Source organism: Algoriphagus sp. (genome assembly GCF_030694375.1).
In the GTDB taxonomy this organism is placed as follows: Bacteria; Bacteroidota; Bacteroidia; order Cytophagales; family Cyclobacteriaceae; genus Algoriphagus.
In genome coordinates, this window is sequence record NZ_JAUXYL010000013.1 from 88517 (window position 1) to 108548 (window position 20032).

The window sequence follows — 20032 nt, forward strand, 5'->3', positions numbered from 1 at the left end:
TTAACGCTTGAAACCATGGAAGAGATCGTAAGTTTATATCAAACCGTTAAGCCAGCCGAGGTAAATTCCTGGGTAAAAGTGGGACTTATACATGACTTTCCCGAAAATGCCGGAGCCTGTATCAAGTATAAGTCCAGGCAGATTGCAGTATATCATTTTACCCGAACCCAAAAATGGTATGCCTGCCAAAATCTTTGCCCGCATAAAATGGAAATGGTCTTGTCAAGAGGTCTGATTGGAGATGCAGAAGGCATCCCAAAACTGGCCTGTCCCATGCATAAAAAAACCTTTTCGCTCGAAGATGGCTCAAATCTGAACGGTGAGGAATACAGCATAGCCACCTATCCGGTCAAAATTGAGGAGGGAAATGTCTATATTGGATTTGTCGAATAATCACTTTCAATGACCCGTTTTGAAAAGGCCATCCAGTTGATCGATCAAATCAACGCCGAAGATCCAACTCTTGAAACATGGAAAGGCAAAGGCTTTCCCAAAGAATTGCTCTATTCCCATCGAATGACTAAGAAACTGGGAGAATTCGCTCCAGACGCGGCTGAGCACCTGAAAATTGCCGCCCGTGCCCAACATATTGCCAGGTGGAAAATCCAGCGGTCAGCCTATCCCATGGATCGCACCGGCTATCTGACTTGGCGTGAAGAACTAAAAAAATTCCATGCTGAACTTGCAAGCGAAATCCTGTCACAGGTAGGATATGAGGAAGAGATTATCTCCAAAGTCAAATTCCTCATTCGTAAAAAGCAACTCAAAACCGATTTCGAAACGCAGATCTTGGAAGATGTGGTTTGCCTAGTCTTTTTGGAATATTACTTTGAGGAATTTGCCGAGAAGCACGAATCCGAAAAGATCAAGGATATCCTTAAAAAAACCTGGAACAAAATGTCCGACAATGGCCATAAAGCTGCCTTACAACTCAATTTTTCACCCCAAAGTCTTCGCCTGATTCAGGAAGCACTTTTCGAATCCAATGACTGAGAAGACCAATTCACTCGATCAGGACACTTTCACTCGGCTCAAGCGACTCTATCTCATCGCGCTTGGAGCGATTGCCATTTCCCTGATCACCAGCCAAATTTTGATCCGGCAGTACTTAGCCGATCAGGAAGACGACAGCCGCTTAGTCAATGTTGCAGGCCGTCAGCGGATGCTTAGCCAAAAACTCAGCAAAGAAGCCTTAATTCTATCCCTTAGCCCAGCTGACTTTGAGCGAAAGGCAATGGAAGACACACTTTTGGCAACAAAAACAGCTTGGGAAACAGCTCATCTGGCACTTCAGTTTGGAGATAAAAAGCTGGGACTTAACCCGGGAAACAGCCCGGAAATCATGAAAATGTTTGAAGGAATTCAAGCTTCGTTCGATACAATCGTCATCAACACCAATTCCCTGATTCAGCTTTCGAGAGCCAATTCTGACTCGCTGCATCTCAATCTTCCAGTGGCCAAAATCTTAGACAGTTCGAAGAAATTTCTTTCCAAAATGGAAGAAATCGTAAATCGCTATGACTTTGAGGCCAAGGAAAAAGTCGAAAGTCTTAAGCGCCTCGAGCTCATCATTACCCTATTTACCCTGCTGATCTTAGTAGCAGAGTTTTTTATCATCTTTTGGCCCTCGGCAAAAGCAATGCGAGCCAGCATCCATGAACTGATGGAGACGGAGAAAAAAGCAATAAAAATGGCCCAAGACGCAGATTTCCTAAGCCAGGCCAAGGAAAAATCAGTACGCGAACTCCGGGCATTGAGCCAGGCAATGGATCAAATTCTGCTTTTTGCCAGAATCTCTCCGGACGGCCACATTACCCATATCGGCGACCGTTTTGCCAAATTGCTCAAGTTTCAGAAGTTCAACCAAAATGCAAAGTTTTCCGAGGTGCTGACTGTACAGGAAAATGAGCAACTGACCATTGACCGTATTATCTCCGAAAACAAGAAATCAGGTTGGCAGGGTGAACTGAAGGCAACCACACCCGGAGGGCAAGACCTCTGGCTCGACTTTTCCATGATTCCCTTTTTCTCGGGAGAAAAATCCGAACTGATCATTATCTGTCTGGATATCACCAAGCGAAAAGAAGCTCAATTGGAAGTGGCCCAACTGACCAAGGAGAGTTTTGAAGAAAAAATGCTACAACAAAATGCGATCAGTCGTCAAATCATTGAAAATCAGGAAAACGAACAAAATCGAATCGCCAAAGACATTCACGATGGGATAGGTCAGATGCTGACCGGATTGAAGTATTTGCTTGAAAGTGTGGATCTCAGCGAAGGCGAGAAGGCGCAGCTCAAACTCGAAAAACTCAAAGAACTGACCACAAACATCATCAAGGGAGTTCGAACAGCCACCTTTAACCTCACCCCTCCCGAGCTCAAGGATTACGGAATCGTGCCGGCTTTGACTGAACTGACGCAGGAACTGAGCAAACTCACCGGCAAAGACATCATCCTGATGAACAAGTCCGACTTCAACCGAAGATTGGATTCTCTGGTAGAAATCAACCTCTACCGAATCACCCAAGAAGCCATCAACAATGCCATCAAATACGCAGAATCTACCCTGATTCTGGTGACCATTTCTCACAGTGAAAAAATCCTGAGCATCACCATCGATGACAATGGAAAGGGTTTTGACAAAAAATTGCTCAAACCAAAACCTGACAAAAACGGTGGAATGGGGCTCACATTTATGCAGGAACGAATCAAATACATCAACGGTCGACTATTCATCAATTCCTCCCCTCAAAAAGGAACCAAGGTCACGCTGAATATTCCTTTACAATAATTACAACTTCTAGGATTTTTCACCACAGAGAATGAGGCTTTTTTACAGTGATATTTCAAAAACTTCATTCCGGATTACTAGGACTGAGTTCTTATCAGTACACAGAAAAGCTGAAGCTTTTGTTGCCACTTACCGCTTACTTTTCACCACTTACCTATTGGCTCCCTCACTTCACAAAACAACCATTCGAAGGAAGGAAAATGTAAATTTTCCAGATGGGATTACGTAAAAACCCTTTACTTTACTACGTAATAACTTTAGAAACAATGAACCCGACCCGAATTGTGCTTGCCGATGATCACGAACTCGTACGTGACGGAATCAAATCCCTTTTAGAAAATGAAGAAGATTTCAAAGTCGTAGCAGAAGCTTCTGACGGAAAAGAAGCCCTAAAAATAATCGCTCAAGAACAACCAGATATCCTGATTGTCGATATTCGAATGCCATTAATGAATGGGATCGAAGTAGTCAAGTGTGTGACAAGGGATTTTCCAAAAGTCAAAAAGCTGGTCTTGTCCATGCACGACTCCGAGGAATATGTGGTGGAATCCATTGAATCAGGAGCAGACGGTTACTTACTCAAGGGAAGCAACAAGGCAGAATTCCTCAAGGCTCTCCATACTATTGCGGCTGGGGGCAAGTATTTTTCAGGTGACATCTCAGAGATTATTATAGACAACTTTGTCAATGGAAAATCCAAAACTTCCAAGAAGCCACTAAGTACACCTGAGGAAATCTCCTTTCTCACCAATCGGGAAAAGCAAATCCTCGAATTGATCCTCGACGGAAAAGGGAATAGCGAAATCGCTGAAGCTCTAAAAATAAGCAAGCGGACTGCCGAAGTACATCGCTTTAATCTGATGAAAAAACTGAATGTCAAAAATCTAATCGAACTGACTCAAAAATCCAAAGAATTGAACTTGATCTAAGAATCATCTAAGTATTATATTTTTAAAAACCCATTTTTTATGGCTTAGAATAAATTTTTCAATTTTAATCACTTATTTTTTTACGTATTAATTGTTTGATATAAGTATTTTTACTTACTTTTATTTTAAATAAAAGTAAGTACTATGAAGAATCAAGCTACACTTAAAGCCACACGCTTAAATCTGGGAGATTTTAACAGTGTGCCGATCCGGACATTCTGGATCACCTCCTTCGCGTTTTTCATTTGTTTCTTTGCCTGGTTTGGCATAATCCCCTTCATGCCTGATGTGGTCAAAGATCTCGGTCTTACTCCCGAGCAAAAGTGGAATTCAGTTGTATTGGCTGTTGCGGGGACTATTTTTTCCCGCTTACTTATCGGGAAACTGTGCGACAAATATGGCCCAAGGCTATGCTACACCTGGCTGTTGATTTTGGGCTCCATTCCGGTGGTTATGAGCGGATTGGTCACGTCTCCGATGCAGTTTTACATCTGCCGGCTTCTTACAGGTTTTATAGGAGCTTCTTTTGTGATCACACAGGTTCATACTTCGCTGATGTTTGCTCCAAATGTGGTCGGCACAGCCAATGCAACCTCTGCCGGCTGGGGGAATCTGGGCGGAGGTGCCAATAGATTGGGCATGCCACTGCTGGCTGCGCTGGTAATTGCATTTGGAATTGCCGAGGCTGATGCCTGGAGGTATTCGATGGTAATTATCGGGATCGTTTGCTTTTTGACAGGTCTCCTTTATTATTTTTTCACCAAAGACACGCCTTCAGGAAATTACTCTGATTTAATCGCAAGAGGTGAAAAGATTCCAAAAGGAAAAAAAGACAGTGTAGGTTTTTTTGAGGCTGCCAAAGATTACCGTGTTTGGGTTTTGTTTATGGTATATGCGGCCTGTTTCGGCATCGAACTGACCGTCTACGGCACCATGGATGATTACCTTCAAAACACCTTTGGCTTAAATCGAATCTCAGCAGGTAACCTTGTATTGTCTTTTGCCCTGATGAATATTTTTGCCAGAACATTGGGAGGATGGTTTGGTGATAGATTCGGTAAGACCAACGGACTCAAAGGAAGAGTATGGTTTCTTGCTGCCATCATCGTGGCGGAGGGGCTGATGCTGGGATTATTTTCAATGGCTACAAGTTTGATTTTGGGAATTGCGCTATTGATTGGGTTCAGCCTAACCGTGCAAATGGCAGAAGGCGCTACGTTTTCCGTGGTTCCTTTTATTAACAAAAAGGCCATTGGATCCATCTCGGGCATTGTCGGAGCTGGAGGGAATTTCGGGGCATTTTTGACCGCTCTTTTTCTTAGATACCGATCCGCCGAAGCGGAGAAGCTGGCTCTCCAGGCAAATGAACTCTTGGGTGAGGAAGCCGCAAAAGTAGCTCAGGCAGCAGCAGCAGCTTCAGCAGTTTCTGGAGGCTACCTGCTGATCGGTGCGATGATAGTTGTTTCCGGAATAATTACCTTAATCATACGATTCAGCCTGGAGGATGAAAAAGTCGCCAAAACAGAATTGGAACAACTTACTCCTGAATTAATCCGGATTGAGGATTAAATTGTGTCATTGAATAATACAATACCACTTTCTCTGGAAGCATATCTGCTGGAGGAAGTGGCTTGAATTTCCTCATCCGGTCAACATTCTTTGCTGTGAATTCCCAAAAAAAAATAAAAACTACTTGCTCTTACTGTGGGGTGGGCTGCGGAATCATCGCCGGAGTAAACTCGCAGGACAAGGTTACAGTGGAAGGCGACCCGGATCATCCGGTCAATTCCGGAATGCTCTGCTCCAAAGGGATGAATCTCCACTACGTGGCCAACGATATTTCGGATCGGATTCTGTATCCTGAAATGCGCTGGGGTCGTTCTCATCCACGGGAACGAGTCACCTGGGATGAAGCCCTTGACAGGGCTGCGGCAGTGTTTAAATCCCTCATCCGAAAATACGGGCCCAACAGCGTCGGTTTTTACATTTCCGGCCAATGCTTGACTGAGGAATATTACATCGCCAACAAGCTGACCAAGGGCTTTTTGGGAACGAATAACATCGACACTAATTCCCGGCTATGCATGAGCTCGGCGGTAGTAGCATACAAAAAGACTTTTGGAGAAGATTCTGTTCCGATTTCGTATGAGGACATTGAGCTGGCTGATGTGTTTTTGATTGCTGGGGCTAATCCTGCCTGGAATCACCCTATCCTATTCCGAAGGTTAGAAAAACACAAGGAAAAGAATCCCAATGTCAAAGTCATTGTAGTCGATCCCAGAAAAACGGACTCAGCCAATTTTGCAGATATCCACCTTCAGCTCATCCCCGGCACGGATATCATTCTCTACAATGCCATCGGACGAAGACTGATCGAGACGGGATTGATTGATGCTGATTTTGTAAAAAATCACACCGAAAACTTCCAAAATTACCGCAAGCAGGTAATGGAAACCTCCCTGAAAGAGTCTGCCAAACTCTGCGGAATAAGTGTGGAAGAAATCAAAGAAGTGGCTGACTTGATTGGTACATCCAATGGATTTATCAGTATGTGGGCCATGGGACTGAATCAAAGTTCAATAGGAACGGACAAGAACTTCTCCCTGCTCAACCTTTCACTTGTGACAGGAAGGGTCGGTAAACCCGGTAATGGACCTTTCTCTCTTACCGGTCAACCCAATGCCATGGGCGGTAGGGAGGTTGGTGGCATGGCCAATCTTCTTGCAGTCCACAAAGACCTCCAAAACCCGCAAGATCGACAGGATGTGGCGGACTTTTGGGGAGTTGATCAGATCTCCCCTACTCCTGGGTATACGGCAACTGAAATGTTTGATGCCTTGGCAAGCGGGGAAATGAAAGCAGTTTGGATCATATGTACCAATCCCATGGTTAGCCTTCCCAACCTGAATAGTGTGGAGAAAGCGCTGGCCAACGCCAAATTTGTGGTGGTTCAGGACATCTCGCACCGATCGGATACAGTTGCTTATGCAGATTTGGTTTTGCCTGCTGCCACTTGGTTGGAAAAAGAAGGCACCATGACCAATTCTGAGCGACGGATCTCCTACCTGCCAAAGGGAATCAATCCTCCCGGTGAAGCCCGACCTGATGTAGAGATCCTTTGCGATTTTGCCAAGCGGATGGGCTTCAGAGGATTTAACTTCACCAATGCCGAAGAAATCTACGAGGAGTATTGTGCCATGACTAAAGGGACAAATATTGATATTTCTTTCCTCAATTATGACCGCTTAAAATCCGAGGGTAGCCTTCAGTGGCCTGTTCCTGAATACCGTCATCCGGGCACAACCAGACTTTTTGCAGACAAAAAATTCTATACCCCAAGCCAAAAGGCCATTTTCAACATTCCGGCTCAGATCGAAAATAGTTCTGAGAAAATCAGCCAAGAATTCCCTTTCATTTTGACCACAGGGAGAATTAGGGATCAGTGGCATACCATGACCAAAACAGGCAAGGTGGCCCGACTCCGGACTCACTATTCCCATCCTGTGTTGGAAATCAGTTCGCTGGATGGCTACATCTACAAGGTCAAGGACGGGGATGTGGTGGAGGTGAAAAGTAAAAACGGGGTAGTCAGAGTTCGGGCGAAACTTTCCAAATCCATCCGGAATGGTGTGGTCTTTCTGCCCATGCACTGGGGAAAACAACTGGAAAACGACCTCAATCGGGCGAATAACCTGACCTATACCCGGGTGGATCCGCAATCCAAAGAACCTGATTTCAAATACACCACCGTTTCGGTCACCAAATACCAGAAGCCAAAAGAAAAAATCATTGTTATTGGAGCCGGAGCAGCATCCTTCCGGTTTATCCAAAATTTCAGGGAACACAACGAATCCGACTCCATCCATGTCTTCTCCAAGGAACCGCATCCTTTTTACAACCGAGTATTGCTTCCTGAGTATGTGACTGAAGAACTCACTTGGGAGCAGCTTCAAAAAATCAAAGAGACAGGGCTTGCAAAACTTAAAATCAACCTGCAAACCGGCCTTTCAATAGAAAAAATAGACCCTGAACGTCAGATGGTATGGGATTCTCAAGGGAATGCCCATGCCTATGACAAATTGATTTTGGCGACAGGGAGCCGGGCTTTTATCCCAAAAGATGCCCAACTGGACCTCCCAGGACGCTTCACCATGCGCAGCCGCGAAGACGCAGACAAATTCAAAAACTATCTGGATTCCACAAAATTACCCGCTGAGGATCAGCACGTAGTCATTGTTGGTGGTGGGCTTTTGGGACTCGAATTGGCAGCGGCCCTTCAGCATACGAATGTAAAAGTCACCATTGTCCAACGAGCATCCCGCCTGATGGAACGTCAATTGGATTTGGTTTCAAGTAAACTGCTTTCCCTGGATGTTCAAGAACGAGGCATTCATATTTATTTCGACAATGAGGTCAGTACAGTTTTTGACGATGAAAATTCAAAAATCCTGAACATTACCCTAAAAAGTGGTAAAACCATTCAAGCCAATGCCATTGTCTATGCCATCGGCACACAGCCCAACATCAAAATTGCCAGAGAAAACGGCATCAATTGCGGACGGGGAATCAAGGTAAACAAGCATCTACAGACTAATTTTCCCAACATTTTCGCCATCGGCGAGATTGCGGAGTTTGAAAACCAACTGTTTGGAATCACCTCAGCTGCCGAGGAGCAGGCAGCCATTCTTTCCAATTTCATCCTTGGCGACATCAGCAGTACTTACAGCGGATCTGTACTGATGAATATTCTGAAATTTAAAGATTTGGAGCTATGCAGTATCGGTGAAATCATCATCCCTGAAAACGAGGAAGGCTATGAGGAGATAGTATTTACCGATCTGAGCAGGAGGTATTACAAGAAATGCATCGTCAAAGATGATTTGTTGATCGGGGCGGTTTTGATGGGAGACAAAAGTGAATTTGCCGAATTCAAGAGCCTGATTGAGAATAAAATCGAGCTTTCTGAAAAGCGAAAATCACTACTGATGGGATCATCGGAAACCCGATCTATACTGGGAAAACTGGTTTGCAGTTGCAGCCGGGTGGGTGAAGGGAATATCTTGGAAGCGATTGCTGGTGGATGCACGGATTTCTCAACCCTCTGCACCCAAACTGGCGCGGGTCTCGGTTGTGGAAGTTGCAAAACTGAAGTGCGAGAAATATTAAACCAATCAAAGGTTAAGGCATGAAGAGTACATTCACCCGGGTAGTCGTCAAAGGCGGAGTACTTTCTCCAGCTGAACTCAAGCAAATTCTGGAAATCGCAGAAAGTGCCGGACTGGACACGATATCGTTTGGATCTCGGCAAGACATCTTGTTTATAAAAGAAGAAGGTGATTTTTCCATTGAGCCCCATGGTAAATTTCAGATCATTTCCCCAGAGGTAGAAGGCGCAGAAAATATTGTTTCATCTTATGTTTCCTCGGACATTTTCCCTAATACCCCTTGGCTGACCAGTGATCGCTACCTGTACATCTTGGAGCAATTCCGAATTCTGCCTATCCTTAAAATCAACATCACAGACCCCAAACAACGCCTTGTTCCTCTATTCACCGGACACCTGAATTTCATCGCCTCCGAGCATGAAGATTATTGGTACTTATTTGTCAGACTTCCTGAATGGGAAAGCAATCGGATGTACCCGGCACTGATTTACAGTTGGGATTTGGCAAAAGTTGCAGCAGCAATCGAGGACATTTTGCAGGAAGAGCCGGAGACGGTGGACTTCCTTTTTGAGCTGGTCAATGATGCGCTAGACCTCAACAGTCGCACAGTGGACAAGCTACTGGAGGTCCCCTTCTACCCTTTCCCTTACTATGAAGGGATCAATCGAGTGGGTTCAGACAGCTATTGGCTGGGATTATATTGGAGAAATAATAGATACTACATCGAATTTCTAAAGGCACTCTGTGACCTGTGTTCAGAATGTCGGATTGGAAAAATCTCTATCACCCCCTGGAAATCCCTTATCATCAAAGGAATTGCCGAGCAATACAAGTTGGAATGGGAAAAGCTACTGGGAAAATACGGAATCAATGTCCGCCACTCTATGCTGGAGTTAAACTGGCACTTACCTGTCAGTAACAAGTCGGCATTAAAACTGAAAAAATACCTCGTTTCCTACTTCGACAAGCATGACATCAGTACCTATGGATTGACTTTTGGAATTACGGATTACACCAGAAAAGCCTATTATTTCACTTCGATAATTATTGAAAAAAACGAACCTCCAATTCAGTTGGAAAGTGTGAAAATCCGAAGTACCTACAATCTCTTGTTTGCCAAAAACTTCGACCCCAATACGCAGGAATATTTGGTTTACGTGCAAGAAGTGGATAAAACGGATCTGCCGGAATTACTCATTGAATTGAGTAAAATTTATTTTGAACAGTTGGGACAGGAAAATAAGAAGCCTGAAAAACCCAACAACCCAAAAGACCCTACCAGTCGGGAGGTGTATCAATGTCAGGAATGCCTGACGGTCTATGATTCTGAGTTTGGAGATTTGAGCCAGGGAATTATTCCGGAGACTCCTTTCAGAAACCTTTCGGAAACCTACCACTGCCCGCTTTGCGAAGCACCAAAAAGCAGCTTTTTGAAAAAGAAATTTCTCAGACGGGAGGAATAATATTATACGTATTTTTTTAAGTATTTTTTAAAATATATAAGTATTTTTACTTATTTTTATTCAACCTATTTTACCTTTTATGAAAAAACTATTCTACACCCTAGCACTTGGGATCATTCTGATTTCCAATTCCCAAGCACAATCAGTTTCCTTAGACGCTGATATGCGCCCCAGATTTGAATACCGTCATGGTTTTGGTAGCCTCCTACCTGAAGGAGGTAAACCAGCAGCTTTTGTCACGCAGCGATCCCGGCTCAATTTCTCCTTCCAAGACAGTAAACTGAAAGTATATTTCAGTGTACAGGATGTAAGCACATGGGGTGACACCCGTCAACTTGCCATCAGCGATGAAAATAATTCTTTAGGACTTTTCCAGGCTTGGTTGAGCTATGCTTTTACAGAAAATTGGTCCATGAAACTCGGCAGACAGACGTTATCGTACGACGATCAGCGAATATTGGGGGAAGTGGATTGGGTGATGCAGGGTAGATTTCATGATGCTGCGATGTTTACTTTTTCCAAAAATGGCTTCAAAACTGATTTAGCTTTAGCATTCAATCAGGAAAACCAGAAAAACCAGGGATCTGCTTACACCATTAATGGATTCTATTCCTATAAAGTAATGCAGCTACTCCATGCCAATAAGTCATGGAATAAAGCATCGGTAAGTTTTCTTTTTATGAACAATGGTTTTCAAAGGTTCACACAAGAGGAAACATCACTTCCTGATGGTGTTTATTATCGGCAAACTACCGGAACCTATTTCACTTTCCCCTTGGCAGCAATCACCCTGACCGGTTCGGCTTACTTTCAAACAGGGAAATCCACACCAAACACAGATTTATTCGCTTACCAATACATGCTTGAAGCCAAATACAAGCCTGGAAAAGTGGCCTTAGGATTAGGCTACGAGGCACTTAGCGGCTCAGACCAGATCTTGGAATCCAAGTCCAACTCCTTCTTTCCGTTGTATGGCACAAACCATAAATTCAATGGCTTAATGGATCTTTTCTATGTAGGAAATCATGCGAATAGTGTTGGGCTGAATGACTTTTATGCCAATATCCTGATCCCAAGCGGGGAGAATTCAACTATTGCAGCTCATCTGCACTTTTTCACCTCAAATGCTCAATTAAAGGACAATCAAAATGGATATCTAGGTTCTGAACTGGATTTGGTTTACTCCAGAACTTTAGCAAAAAACATCAAACTAAACGCTGGCTACTCCCAATTTTTTGAGACTGAAAGCATGGCAAGTGTCAAAGGTGGAATTCAGCCTGCAAAAACTCAAAACTGGGCTTGGATTCAGCTGATTGTGACTCCAAATCTGTTCAAGCACATCTGGAAAGAGGAATAAAACCTCTTTCCTTCCAAAAATCACTTGAGGTATTATTCATTGGGAACTTTCATGCTTTTGATTACATGAAGTATGGCAGGGAAAATAGCCTCTACTGATTCCTTGGCTCCCCTTGTCGATCCTGGTAAAGCCATTACAAGGCAATCTCCGATCATACCAGCTAAACTTCTTGAAAACATGGCATATGGCGTCCTGATTTGCCCATAGCTACGCATCGCTTCTTCAATTCCAGGAATTCTCCTTTCGAGCAATGACTCCAAAGCCTCGGGAGTGATATCAGTTTTTGAAAGTCCGCTTCCACCGCAGAATATCACCAGCTGATTTAGGGCGGATAGACTTTTTGCTTTTTCCCGGATCTGCTGCAAATCATCCGGGATAATCTCGTAGGAGTTTGGATGAATGTTTTGAGCCTTCAGAATTGATAAAATTTCCTGCCCGGCCGAATCCGGTTTGAAGCCATTATAAATCGCATTAGAGCATACTACAAGAGCTGTAGTGATTGCTTTTTGATTTCCGACATTCGAAATCTTTTGAGTCCTTTCTTCGGATTGAATTTTCAGGATGCTGATCCCTTTATCGATCGGTTTAAGCATATCATATATGGTCAAAGCCACTATTGTGGCTCCATGGAGAGCTTCCATTTCAAGATCTGACTTGCATACGGATTTTACTTTGACCAGGATATGAATTTCCAAATCTTGAATCTGATACTCAATTCCGGTGAATTCGATGGGTTTGGGATGCGAATTAGGAAGAATTTGAGCTGTGCTTTTTACTGCAAAAAGTCCGGCTACTTTGGCCATTTCGAAGACGTTTCCTTTTGGAACTCGATTTTCAACCACCGCTGAAATCGTCTCGGGATTGCTGACTTGAACGATCGCTTTTGCTGATGCCTCCTTAAGAGAGAAAAGGTTTGGAGTGATATCTACCATTGAACAAAAATTGTCTTTATACTCTTTTAAAATGGAAAAGCTCCAAGATTCTGGAAAATAAATTCATCCTCGCAAGCAAAAATCTCCTCCGTTATTTTTTTTACCCCGGCAAAATTCACCACCTCTCCGATTACCAAAACGGACGGACCTTTGATTGCTTCTTCTTCAGAAAGTTTAACGATCGACTTAATCGTGCCAATCACTTCTCGCTGATCGTTTCGGGTACCATTCTGAATGATTGCTATGGGTAAATCTGATCTCCCTAAGTCCTTATAAATCTTGGTGATTTCCTCAATTTTCGACAATCCCATCAAGATTATTACTGTAGCTGAAGACTGAGCTGCCAGAGCTATATCGCCCGACAATTCATGCGAGCTGTTGGTGCCTGTTATCACCCAAAAGCTTTCGGAAATCCCCCTAAAAGTAACCGGGATCCCAATCGAGGCAGGCACGGCAACACAGGATGAAATCCCTGGAATTACCGTTGTTTCAACTCCATGCTTTCCGGCAAATACTTCCTCCTCTTTTCCCCTGCCAAACACAAAAGGGTCTCCCCCTTTTAGCCGAACTACAGAACCAAATTCATAGGCATAGGTGACGATCAATTGGTTGATTTCGTCTTGAGTGAAAGAATGGGATCCTTTTCGCTTTCCAACCGAAACTTTGACCGCATTTTCGGCCAAGTCAAGTATATCCTCATTGACCAAGGCATCGTAAAGCACTACTTCAGCTTGCTGCAAGGCTTTGACTGCCTTTAGCGTGAGCAATTCGGGATCCCCCGGCCCTGCTCCGATCAGCGTGAGATGAGGAGTTTTTTTTGGTGAGATTTTCATAGTAATCAGGTTTAAGATAGGCTGAGTAACTGGTCTTTGGTATTAATATTCTGAACCGATTGAATATGACTGGGGCTCAGCAAAATCCGCTGATGAGCTTGGCTTTCCACAAACTGTCGAAGTCTCAATTCATTTCTTAAAACTGAATTTTCGACAGCTTTTAAACATTTTTTGGGATAAACTCCAATCAATGGATAATCATTCGCTCCATCTGAGAGAAAGGTGATTTTGTCAGGATTTCTAGTGGAATATCGAAGCAAAAAGGCAAGAACATCGGTGCTGATTTTCGGGATATCACAACTTAGAATAAGTACTAAATCGGTGGAGGAATGTGTCAACGCTGAATAAATTCCTCCCAAGGGCCCCTTGCCTTCGATCCTATCAGAAATCATATCCAATTGGAATGATTCATAAGCTGGATTTTTGGTAACCAAAACAGGGCATAGAACCAAGGGATAAAGCGCTTCAAGAATCCATTGAACAAAGCTTTTTTCCTGAAATTGGACAAGTCCTTTTTCAGTTTTCATTCGGGAGCTTTTTCCTCCACAAAGAATATAGGCCGACAGATTTGGGTCCATAGATTACTTAAATTGAGAATAAATATAAATATTAATACGTATTTATACTTATATTCTACGTATTTTTTCAAAAAATGAGAAAAAAAGCCATCTGACCAAAATCGTCGGGTTTTGAAAAAAAAACATCTTTTTTCAAACCTCTGCTTTGAGCAAAGATTTTAATCCGTATGTTTGCATGCCGTTAAAAAAAGGACCTAGAAAGCCAAAAATTGACAGAAAGCAGAGTATAGCGTAGCCCGATATCGCGTCCCGATTGCGATCGGGAAGGTCTCAGGTTCGAATCCCTCAATTGGCAAAAGTGCTGATTGAAAAATAAAGTAAAATTAAAGTCTTCGGGGTGTAGCGTAGCCCGGTATCGCGCCACATTTGGGATGTGGAGGTCGTAGGTTCGAATCCTGCCACCCCGACTTAATTTCAATAGCCTTTGGATGAAAATCCAGAGGCTTTTTTTATGCTTTTTTTCCTTCCCATCCTTTTGCTTAATCTGAGGGCTGTGGCGTAGCCCGGTATCGCGTCCCGATGCAGATCGGGAAGGTCCTAGGTTCTCCCGAAAGCTTTCGGGACTGCCACCCTGACTTAGTTTCAATAGCCTTTGGATGAAAATCCAGAGGCTTTTATTGATTTAAAAATCCAAATATCTGTGATTTTCTATGTCAGCTGAGAGAACCCAACAATGCATAATCAAAATCCCTCCTCCACCATGCCCTATCATAACCTGCATTCAAAACCAAATCCCTTCATTTTTCAACCCATTCATCAAGTTTTTCACAATTTTTCCGCTACTTAGCCCCTATTTCAAAGCTTGATTTCTGTAAAATAAAACTTTAAAGAAAATATAATCTAATTCATGAAGGAGATAATTGATACAATCAATGGTATTATTTGGAGTAATGCCTTGATATTTTTGTGTCTAGCGGCAGGAGTTTACTTTTCTTTTGCAACCAAGTTTGTTCAAATCACCTATTTCCAGGAAATGATCCGGCTGCTTTTTGGAGGAAAGTCCTCTGAAAAAGGCGTTTCTTCTTTTCAGGCTTTTGCGATAGCAATTTCCGGTAGAGTTGGCACTGGCAATATTGCAGGAGTTGCCACAGCGATTGCCATGGGTGGTCCGGGGGCAATTTTCTGGATGTGGGTAATCGCATTTTTGGGTGCTTCTTCGGCGTTTATTGAATCTACACTTGGCCAGATCTACAAAGAAGTAAATAATGGGCTTTACCGAGGTGGTCCCGCATACTACATCGAAAAAGGACTAGGCATAAAATGGTACGCGGTAATTTTTGCTATTGCGACTATTCTGAGCACCGTTCTATTTCTTCCCGGGGTTCAAAGTAACAGTATCGCACTAAGTGCAAATAATGCTTTTGACATCCCTGTTCTTTACACTGGAATAGTCGTTACATTTTTTCTTGGCTTGATTATCCTTGGCGGCGTAAAACGGATTAGCAAAGTCGCCGAAATAGTCGTTCCGTTTATGGCTATGACCTATATTCTGATGGCCGTTATTATCATTGTTATCAATATTACAGAAGTGCCTGCTGTTTTTGCCCTGATCTTCAAATCTGCATTTAATCTGGAGGCTACTTACAGCGGGGTGTTCGGGATGGCGATTGCTTGGGGTGTAAAGCGAGGAATCTATTCCAATGAAGCGGGTCAAGGCACCGCTCCTCATGCTGCCGCTGCTGCTGAGGTCTCTCACCCGGTGAAGCAAGGCTTGGTACAGGCATTTTCCGTTTACGTTGACACCCTATTTGTATGCACTGCTACTGCGCTGATGATTTTATTCACCGGACAATTCAATGTAGTGAATCCTGAGGGCGGCTTTATTGTAGAAAACCTCCCTGGTGTTCCATTTGGTCCCGAATACACGCAGTATGCGATTGGCACCCACTTCCCCAGTATTGGAAAAGGATTCATTGCCGTCTCTCTTTTATTTTTTGCATTTACTACGATTATGGCTTATTACTTTATCGCAGAGGCTAATCTGAGCTATCTAACTCGAAACAAATCCTCCAAATTGGCAATCAAATTACTCCAGTCAGCGATCCTTATCGCAACATTTTATGGTTCTATAAAAACCGCAGAAATCGCTTGGACTCTCGGAGATATCGGTGTTGGAATGATGGCATGGTTGAATATCATAGCTATACTTTTACTCCGAAAACCCGCATATATGGCTTTTGAAGATTATAAAAAACAACGAAAAGCCGGAAAAGACCCTGTATTTATAGCAAAGAATGTTGGGATTGAAAACACCGATTTATGGAAGTGATTGGTTGTCAAAGCTATTTATAAAGGAGCTAAGCAAAGCTCAATTTTATTGAGTCTTCGTTTAGTTTAGGTGTCAGAGTTTTACTTTATTTGTAATTCAATCGAGTAATGCGGATGTGGCGAAATTGGTAGACGCACTGCTTTCAGGTGGCAGCGCCTTCGGGTGTGAAAGTTCGAATCTTTTCATCCGCACAATATTTCAAAAGCAGACCAAATGGTCTGCTTTTTTATTTTTTTTGAATCCGTTTTTGCAACAGTATCCAGAAATTCTCCTTTTCCTCTGATATCGGAATGTCATCTCCCAACAAATACCCAAATGCATTAAGGGATTGACTCCTTTCAAGAGTAATTTTCAAAACTCCCACTAATGGAATGAAAAGTACCATTCCGGATATCCCCCATAGCCAACCTCCCAGTAAAATGGCTAAAATCACAGCTAGGGCATTTACCCTAACCTTTGACCCAACTACCAAAGGCGTGATTAAATTATTTTCAAGAAGTTGAATTCCCCATAGAACAGCAAAGGTCAAAACCGGCGGAAACAAGGAATCTGTGGTAAGAAACACATAGAGAATGACAAAAAAGGAGGAGATGAAAACCCCCACGTAAGGAATCAGATTCATGATCGCGATAAATAATGCAAACAATATAAAATACTTGATTCCCATCAGGTAGAAGAAAAGCCCTGCCATTAGCGCTACTATCCCCGTCACCCGGATGATCCCTGCGAGGTAAGACTGGATAATATGACCTGAGTCCGTTGCCCAATTGAGAATGAGCTCCTTGTTTTTGGATGAAAACCGAACTAAAAATTCGATAAAAAAATCCTTGTAATACATCAATAAGAATGTAAAAAGAGGCACAATTCCTGCCAAAGTCAATGACTTTCCAGTTGCGAGTATGGTTTGATTGAAGTTGCCACTGGGAAGCAATGAGAACTTATTCCCGGGATCTACCAAGTCTTTCCCAACCAAAAGGCTGAGCTCATCGATATATCTACCAAGCTTTTCCTCAAGATTATTACCGATTTCAGGAATTTCCTTTATCAAACCAACCATTTGATTGATAAGTAAATAGAACACCCCAAAAGAAACCAAACCAACAATTAAAATACTCGAAAAAATAGCCAATCCACGGGGTATCCTTTTGCGCTCAATCCATGATGAAACAGGATACAATGCAAACGCAAAAAAAACTCCCCAAACTAGTGGCACCAAGATAAATGCACCTTCGATTAATAGGATAGCACCCAGTACTACTATGATCAGAAAGTTGGCTATTTCTTGTAGGCGATTCATAAAATTTCTTTAAGGAAAAATTAACTGGAAATAGTTTGAATAGCACTAAGATGGCCAGTGAATTTCATCCTTTAGAGAAAATAAACTGATACAATCTCATTTTTGGGGAAATCCTTTGTCATAGGGAGGTTGAAGTGTAGGAGCATCTTTTCTAGCTTCATTTTCCTGAAATATCCCCTCGAATGTAGGCGCTTGATCCATTCGGTCTCCCAACCCCCATCGGGTTTTTGGAATTCCATACCATTGAAGCAGCGTCGCTGCAAATGAAGTAGAGTCGTATGGTTTTGGCCCTCCTGACCTGAAAACCGTGTTTTTCTTAATCCACGGGGAGACCATAATGGTAGGGACTCTTGGTCCCATCATATCAAATTCAAATCCATCCGCCCAGTCATTTGGCCAAGGCTTGGCCGCATAAGGTGGAGCTACATGATCGTATATCCCTCCATTTTTAGAAAATGTGATCACAAACAAGGTGTCCTCCCAATGAGGTCCTGACTTGATAGCTTCATAGATGGTGTTCAATGTCACTTCTGCCGGAACCATGCTTGCGCCTGGATGGTAAGAAGAGGTCCCCACAGGAGCAATCCACACCGGCTCCAAAAAGCTGAAACTTGGGAGTGAACCTGACTTGGCCTGAGAGACAAAGTTATCCACGCTATCCAGATAATTCTTGGAGTTGGCATCGATGCTGGGGACTTGGCCTTCTAAATATAGGTGGTAAGTGAATGGGTGATTGGTCCATTCAATGGCATTATAAATTTTCCAGTCTTTGATCCCATTATTCCAAAGTACCTTCCAAAGCGAAGGACGATGAGGATACTGATTCCAATTTTGATAAATATTTCCTCCCTCCCAAGTATCCAGTCGATTCATTGCTGATCCTGTGTGCGCAAACGCTCGGTTGATATCGGTACCACCGGGCACCGAGCAAAACCATTCATCGCTTATGGCAAAATTCTCCGCGAGTCCATTGAGAATCGGAAGCTGCTCGGGCGTCAAACTGAGCATGACATCGTCACTGGAATTATTCTGAACAAAACCTCCCATATCTGGCTTAGCCTTGCCAGGATAGCCCGGATATTTGTTGTAAAACATTTGCTGCAAACCATCCGAGTTGTCATGGAATGGGTCTTGCTTTTGATCGGATAAATCCCACTGATTGCTCAGCTGCCCATCATGAAATTTGCTCTGGAAAGCTTTCTTTTCTCCGTCCATATTAAAGTTCTGGCTGCTTGCTCCCTCGAAAGGCTTGTCAGAACCGATATAATTGACGGCAGCCTGATTTTTTTCATATAGCCACCCACATACATTATCAAAAGACCTACTCTCCAACATGTAATAAACCACATGCTTGATTTTGGACCTCATGTAGTCCATTGTCGCCGGCTGAATATCGCCTTCAGCCTCGATCTGTGTTTTGCTTTGGATGGCTACTAAGGAATCACTGTTTTTGATCTCATCCGGGAGTTTGCCTATAGCCAATTCCTCAAATGGAACTTCTGAATGAGGGTTAAAAGACCAAAGTTTATAAACAGATTCTCCGGGGATCCAAGTCAGGATTTTATCGCCTACCGGAACTAATTGATGCCGGGAGTCAATCCCATTCCACTTTCCGCTCCAGACTTCCGGAATGGAAAGCGGGACAGTATTTTGGGGGTCAAAACTCCAAATTCTGACATTGGTCCCATCACCATGCCTGTCAATGACATAGTTATTCATACAGACCAATTCATGCCCTTGCTGTATCGTCGGGAAGCCGCCTTGGGGCGTGTAAGTTGAAGGAATAGGATCCGTCGTATTGGGATTGGCGAAATTGGGATCAAAGTTATATAGCATGTAGGTGCCTCTTCCTTTTCCACCAATGAAAAATAACATGAAATTACCCATTGAAATGAGGGGTAACTCATTTTGCTCACTTGGATTATCGGAATAGTGAGCACGGTAGCCCCAAAATTTCTTGGAGGACCAAACTCCCTGTTGGATTGCCTTGCCATTGAGTGGATCTGGGGAAGTCGGATCAAATTCAAAAAGCTTATAGGGGTAATTTTTTCCATTTACCGCATCCATACCGGGGCCCCATTCCAATACATATCCTCCTAACGGAGCGAATTTGAGTGTAGGATTATACTCGGCATCTTTGGAAATCGAAACGGAACGAAAAAACTCCTGTTTTTCGGTGTTGAAACTCCAGACTTGGTATTTGCTGTCTGATTTACATCTGCTGATAAGGAAAGTGCTCATGTGAATGGCTTTTTATGAAAAATGTGAAAAGAAGCTCGAAATTACTTTCGGTACACAAATCAAAATTGTATTAAATACTGCTTAAATTAAGTAAATTATTCTGGAAAAAATCCTATATTATTCCACCAAACATTCAAATACGATTTAATTTTTTCTTACCGCCAATTAAAGGCAAAA

14 protein-coding genes and 2 tRNA genes are annotated in these 20032 nt (G+C 43.0%); 11 read left to right on the plus strand and 5 right to left on the minus strand.

Annotated elements, in window-relative coordinates; genetic code table 11:
* Positions 1 to 15: 15 nt before the first annotated feature.
* The 8 genes from nirD (at position 16) to Q8M62_RS04160 (ending at position 11705) form a co-directional block, all read left to right on the plus strand.
* Complete coding sequence (gene nirD, locus Q8M62_RS04125; RefSeq protein ID WP_304899053.1) at positions 16 to 393, plus strand: nitrite reductase small subunit NirD; 378 nt, start codon at positions 16 to 18, stop codon at positions 391 to 393.
* 9 nt (positions 394 to 402) lie between these two features.
* The gene (locus tag Q8M62_RS04130) at positions 403 to 993 is read left to right on the plus strand and encodes a DUF4202 domain-containing protein (RefSeq protein ID WP_304899054.1); all 591 of its coding nucleotides are present in this window, start codon (positions 403 to 405) and stop codon (positions 991 to 993) included.
* Complete coding sequence (locus Q8M62_RS04135) at positions 986 to 2791, plus strand: ATP-binding protein (RefSeq protein WP_304899055.1); 1806 nt, start codon at positions 986 to 988, stop codon at positions 2789 to 2791. The genes Q8M62_RS04130 and Q8M62_RS04135 overlap by 8 nt, the downstream gene beginning before the upstream one ends.
* A 266-nt stretch (positions 2792 to 3057) precedes the next feature.
* The gene (locus Q8M62_RS04140; RefSeq protein ID WP_304899056.1) at positions 3058 to 3720 is read left to right on the plus strand and encodes a response regulator transcription factor; all 663 of its coding nucleotides are present in this window, start codon (positions 3058 to 3060) and stop codon (positions 3718 to 3720) included.
* Between the two features lie 144 nt (positions 3721 to 3864).
* On the plus strand, positions 3865 to 5289 hold the full coding sequence (locus Q8M62_RS04145) for an MFS transporter (protein ID WP_304899057.1): 1425 nt from the start codon (positions 3865 to 3867) through the stop codon (positions 5287 to 5289).
* A gap of 95 nt (positions 5290 to 5384) precedes the next feature.
* Positions 5385 to 8909 carry a nitrate reductase gene (locus Q8M62_RS04150; RefSeq protein ID WP_304899058.1) on the plus strand — a complete coding sequence of 1175 codons (3525 nt, stop codon included), beginning with the start codon at positions 5385 to 5387 and terminating at the stop codon, positions 8907 to 8909.
* Positions 8906 to 10348 carry a rubredoxin gene (locus tag Q8M62_RS04155; protein WP_304899059.1) on the plus strand — a complete coding sequence of 481 codons (1443 nt, stop codon included), beginning with the start codon at positions 8906 to 8908 and terminating at the stop codon, positions 10346 to 10348. Before Q8M62_RS04150 ends, Q8M62_RS04155 begins: the two co-directional genes overlap by 4 nt.
* Before the next feature lie 79 nt (positions 10349 to 10427).
* Positions 10428 to 11705: an alginate export family protein gene (locus Q8M62_RS04160; protein WP_304899060.1), complete on the plus strand. Its 1278-nt coding sequence runs from the start codon at positions 10428 to 10430 to the stop codon at positions 11703 to 11705.
* A 32-nt stretch (positions 11706 to 11737) separates the two neighbouring features.
* Here the strand turns inward: Q8M62_RS04160 and moaCB are convergent, their stop codons facing one another.
* From moaCB to Q8M62_RS04175, 3 genes are read right to left on the minus strand one after another with little or no spacing between them, the layout of a single operon-like run.
* Positions 11738 to 12637: a bifunctional molybdenum cofactor biosynthesis protein MoaC/MoaB gene (gene moaCB, locus Q8M62_RS04165; RefSeq protein WP_304899061.1), complete on the minus strand. Its 900-nt coding sequence runs from the start codon at positions 12635 to 12637 to the stop codon at positions 11738 to 11740.
* A gap of 26 nt (positions 12638 to 12663) precedes the next feature.
* Positions 12664 to 13470 (minus strand): uroporphyrinogen-III C-methyltransferase, encoded by an 807-nt coding sequence (cobA, locus tag Q8M62_RS04170; protein WP_304899062.1) that lies wholly within the window; start codon positions 13468 to 13470, stop codon positions 12664 to 12666.
* Between the two features lie 11 nt (positions 13471 to 13481).
* Positions 13482 to 14048 carry a molybdenum cofactor guanylyltransferase gene (locus Q8M62_RS04175; RefSeq protein ID WP_304899063.1) on the minus strand — a complete coding sequence of 189 codons (567 nt, stop codon included), beginning with the start codon at positions 14046 to 14048 and terminating at the stop codon, positions 13482 to 13484.
* A 333-nt stretch (positions 14049 to 14381) separates the two neighbouring features.
* Here Q8M62_RS04175 and Q8M62_RS04180 point away from each other — a divergent pair.
* The 3 genes from Q8M62_RS04180 to Q8M62_RS04190 all read left to right on the plus strand — a co-directional run bounded on the left by Q8M62_RS04180 (position 14382) and on the right by Q8M62_RS04190 (position 16508).
* Positions 14382 to 14455: transfer RNA gene (locus tag Q8M62_RS04180), tRNA-Pro, on the plus strand.
* Between the two features lie 440 nt (positions 14456 to 14895).
* The gene (locus Q8M62_RS04185) at positions 14896 to 16317 is read left to right on the plus strand and encodes a sodium:alanine symporter family protein (protein WP_304899064.1); all 1422 of its coding nucleotides are present in this window, start codon (positions 14896 to 14898) and stop codon (positions 16315 to 16317) included.
* A gap of 109 nt (positions 16318 to 16426) precedes the next feature.
* Positions 16427 to 16508: transfer RNA gene (locus Q8M62_RS04190), tRNA-Leu, on the plus strand.
* A gap of 35 nt (positions 16509 to 16543) precedes the next feature.
* On the opposite strand, the gene Q8M62_RS04195 is transcribed toward Q8M62_RS04190, so the two are convergent.
* Positions 16544 to 17614, minus strand: a complete 1071-nt coding sequence (locus Q8M62_RS04195) for an AI-2E family transporter (protein WP_304899065.1) — start codon at positions 17612 to 17614, stop codon at positions 16544 to 16546.
* Positions 17615 to 17710: 96 nt separating this feature from the next.
* The gene (locus Q8M62_RS04200) at positions 17711 to 19855 is read right to left on the minus strand and encodes an alkaline phosphatase family protein (RefSeq protein ID WP_305668030.1); all 2145 of its coding nucleotides are present in this window, start codon (positions 19853 to 19855) and stop codon (positions 17711 to 17713) included.
* Between the last annotated feature and the right edge of the window lie 177 nt (positions 19856 to 20032).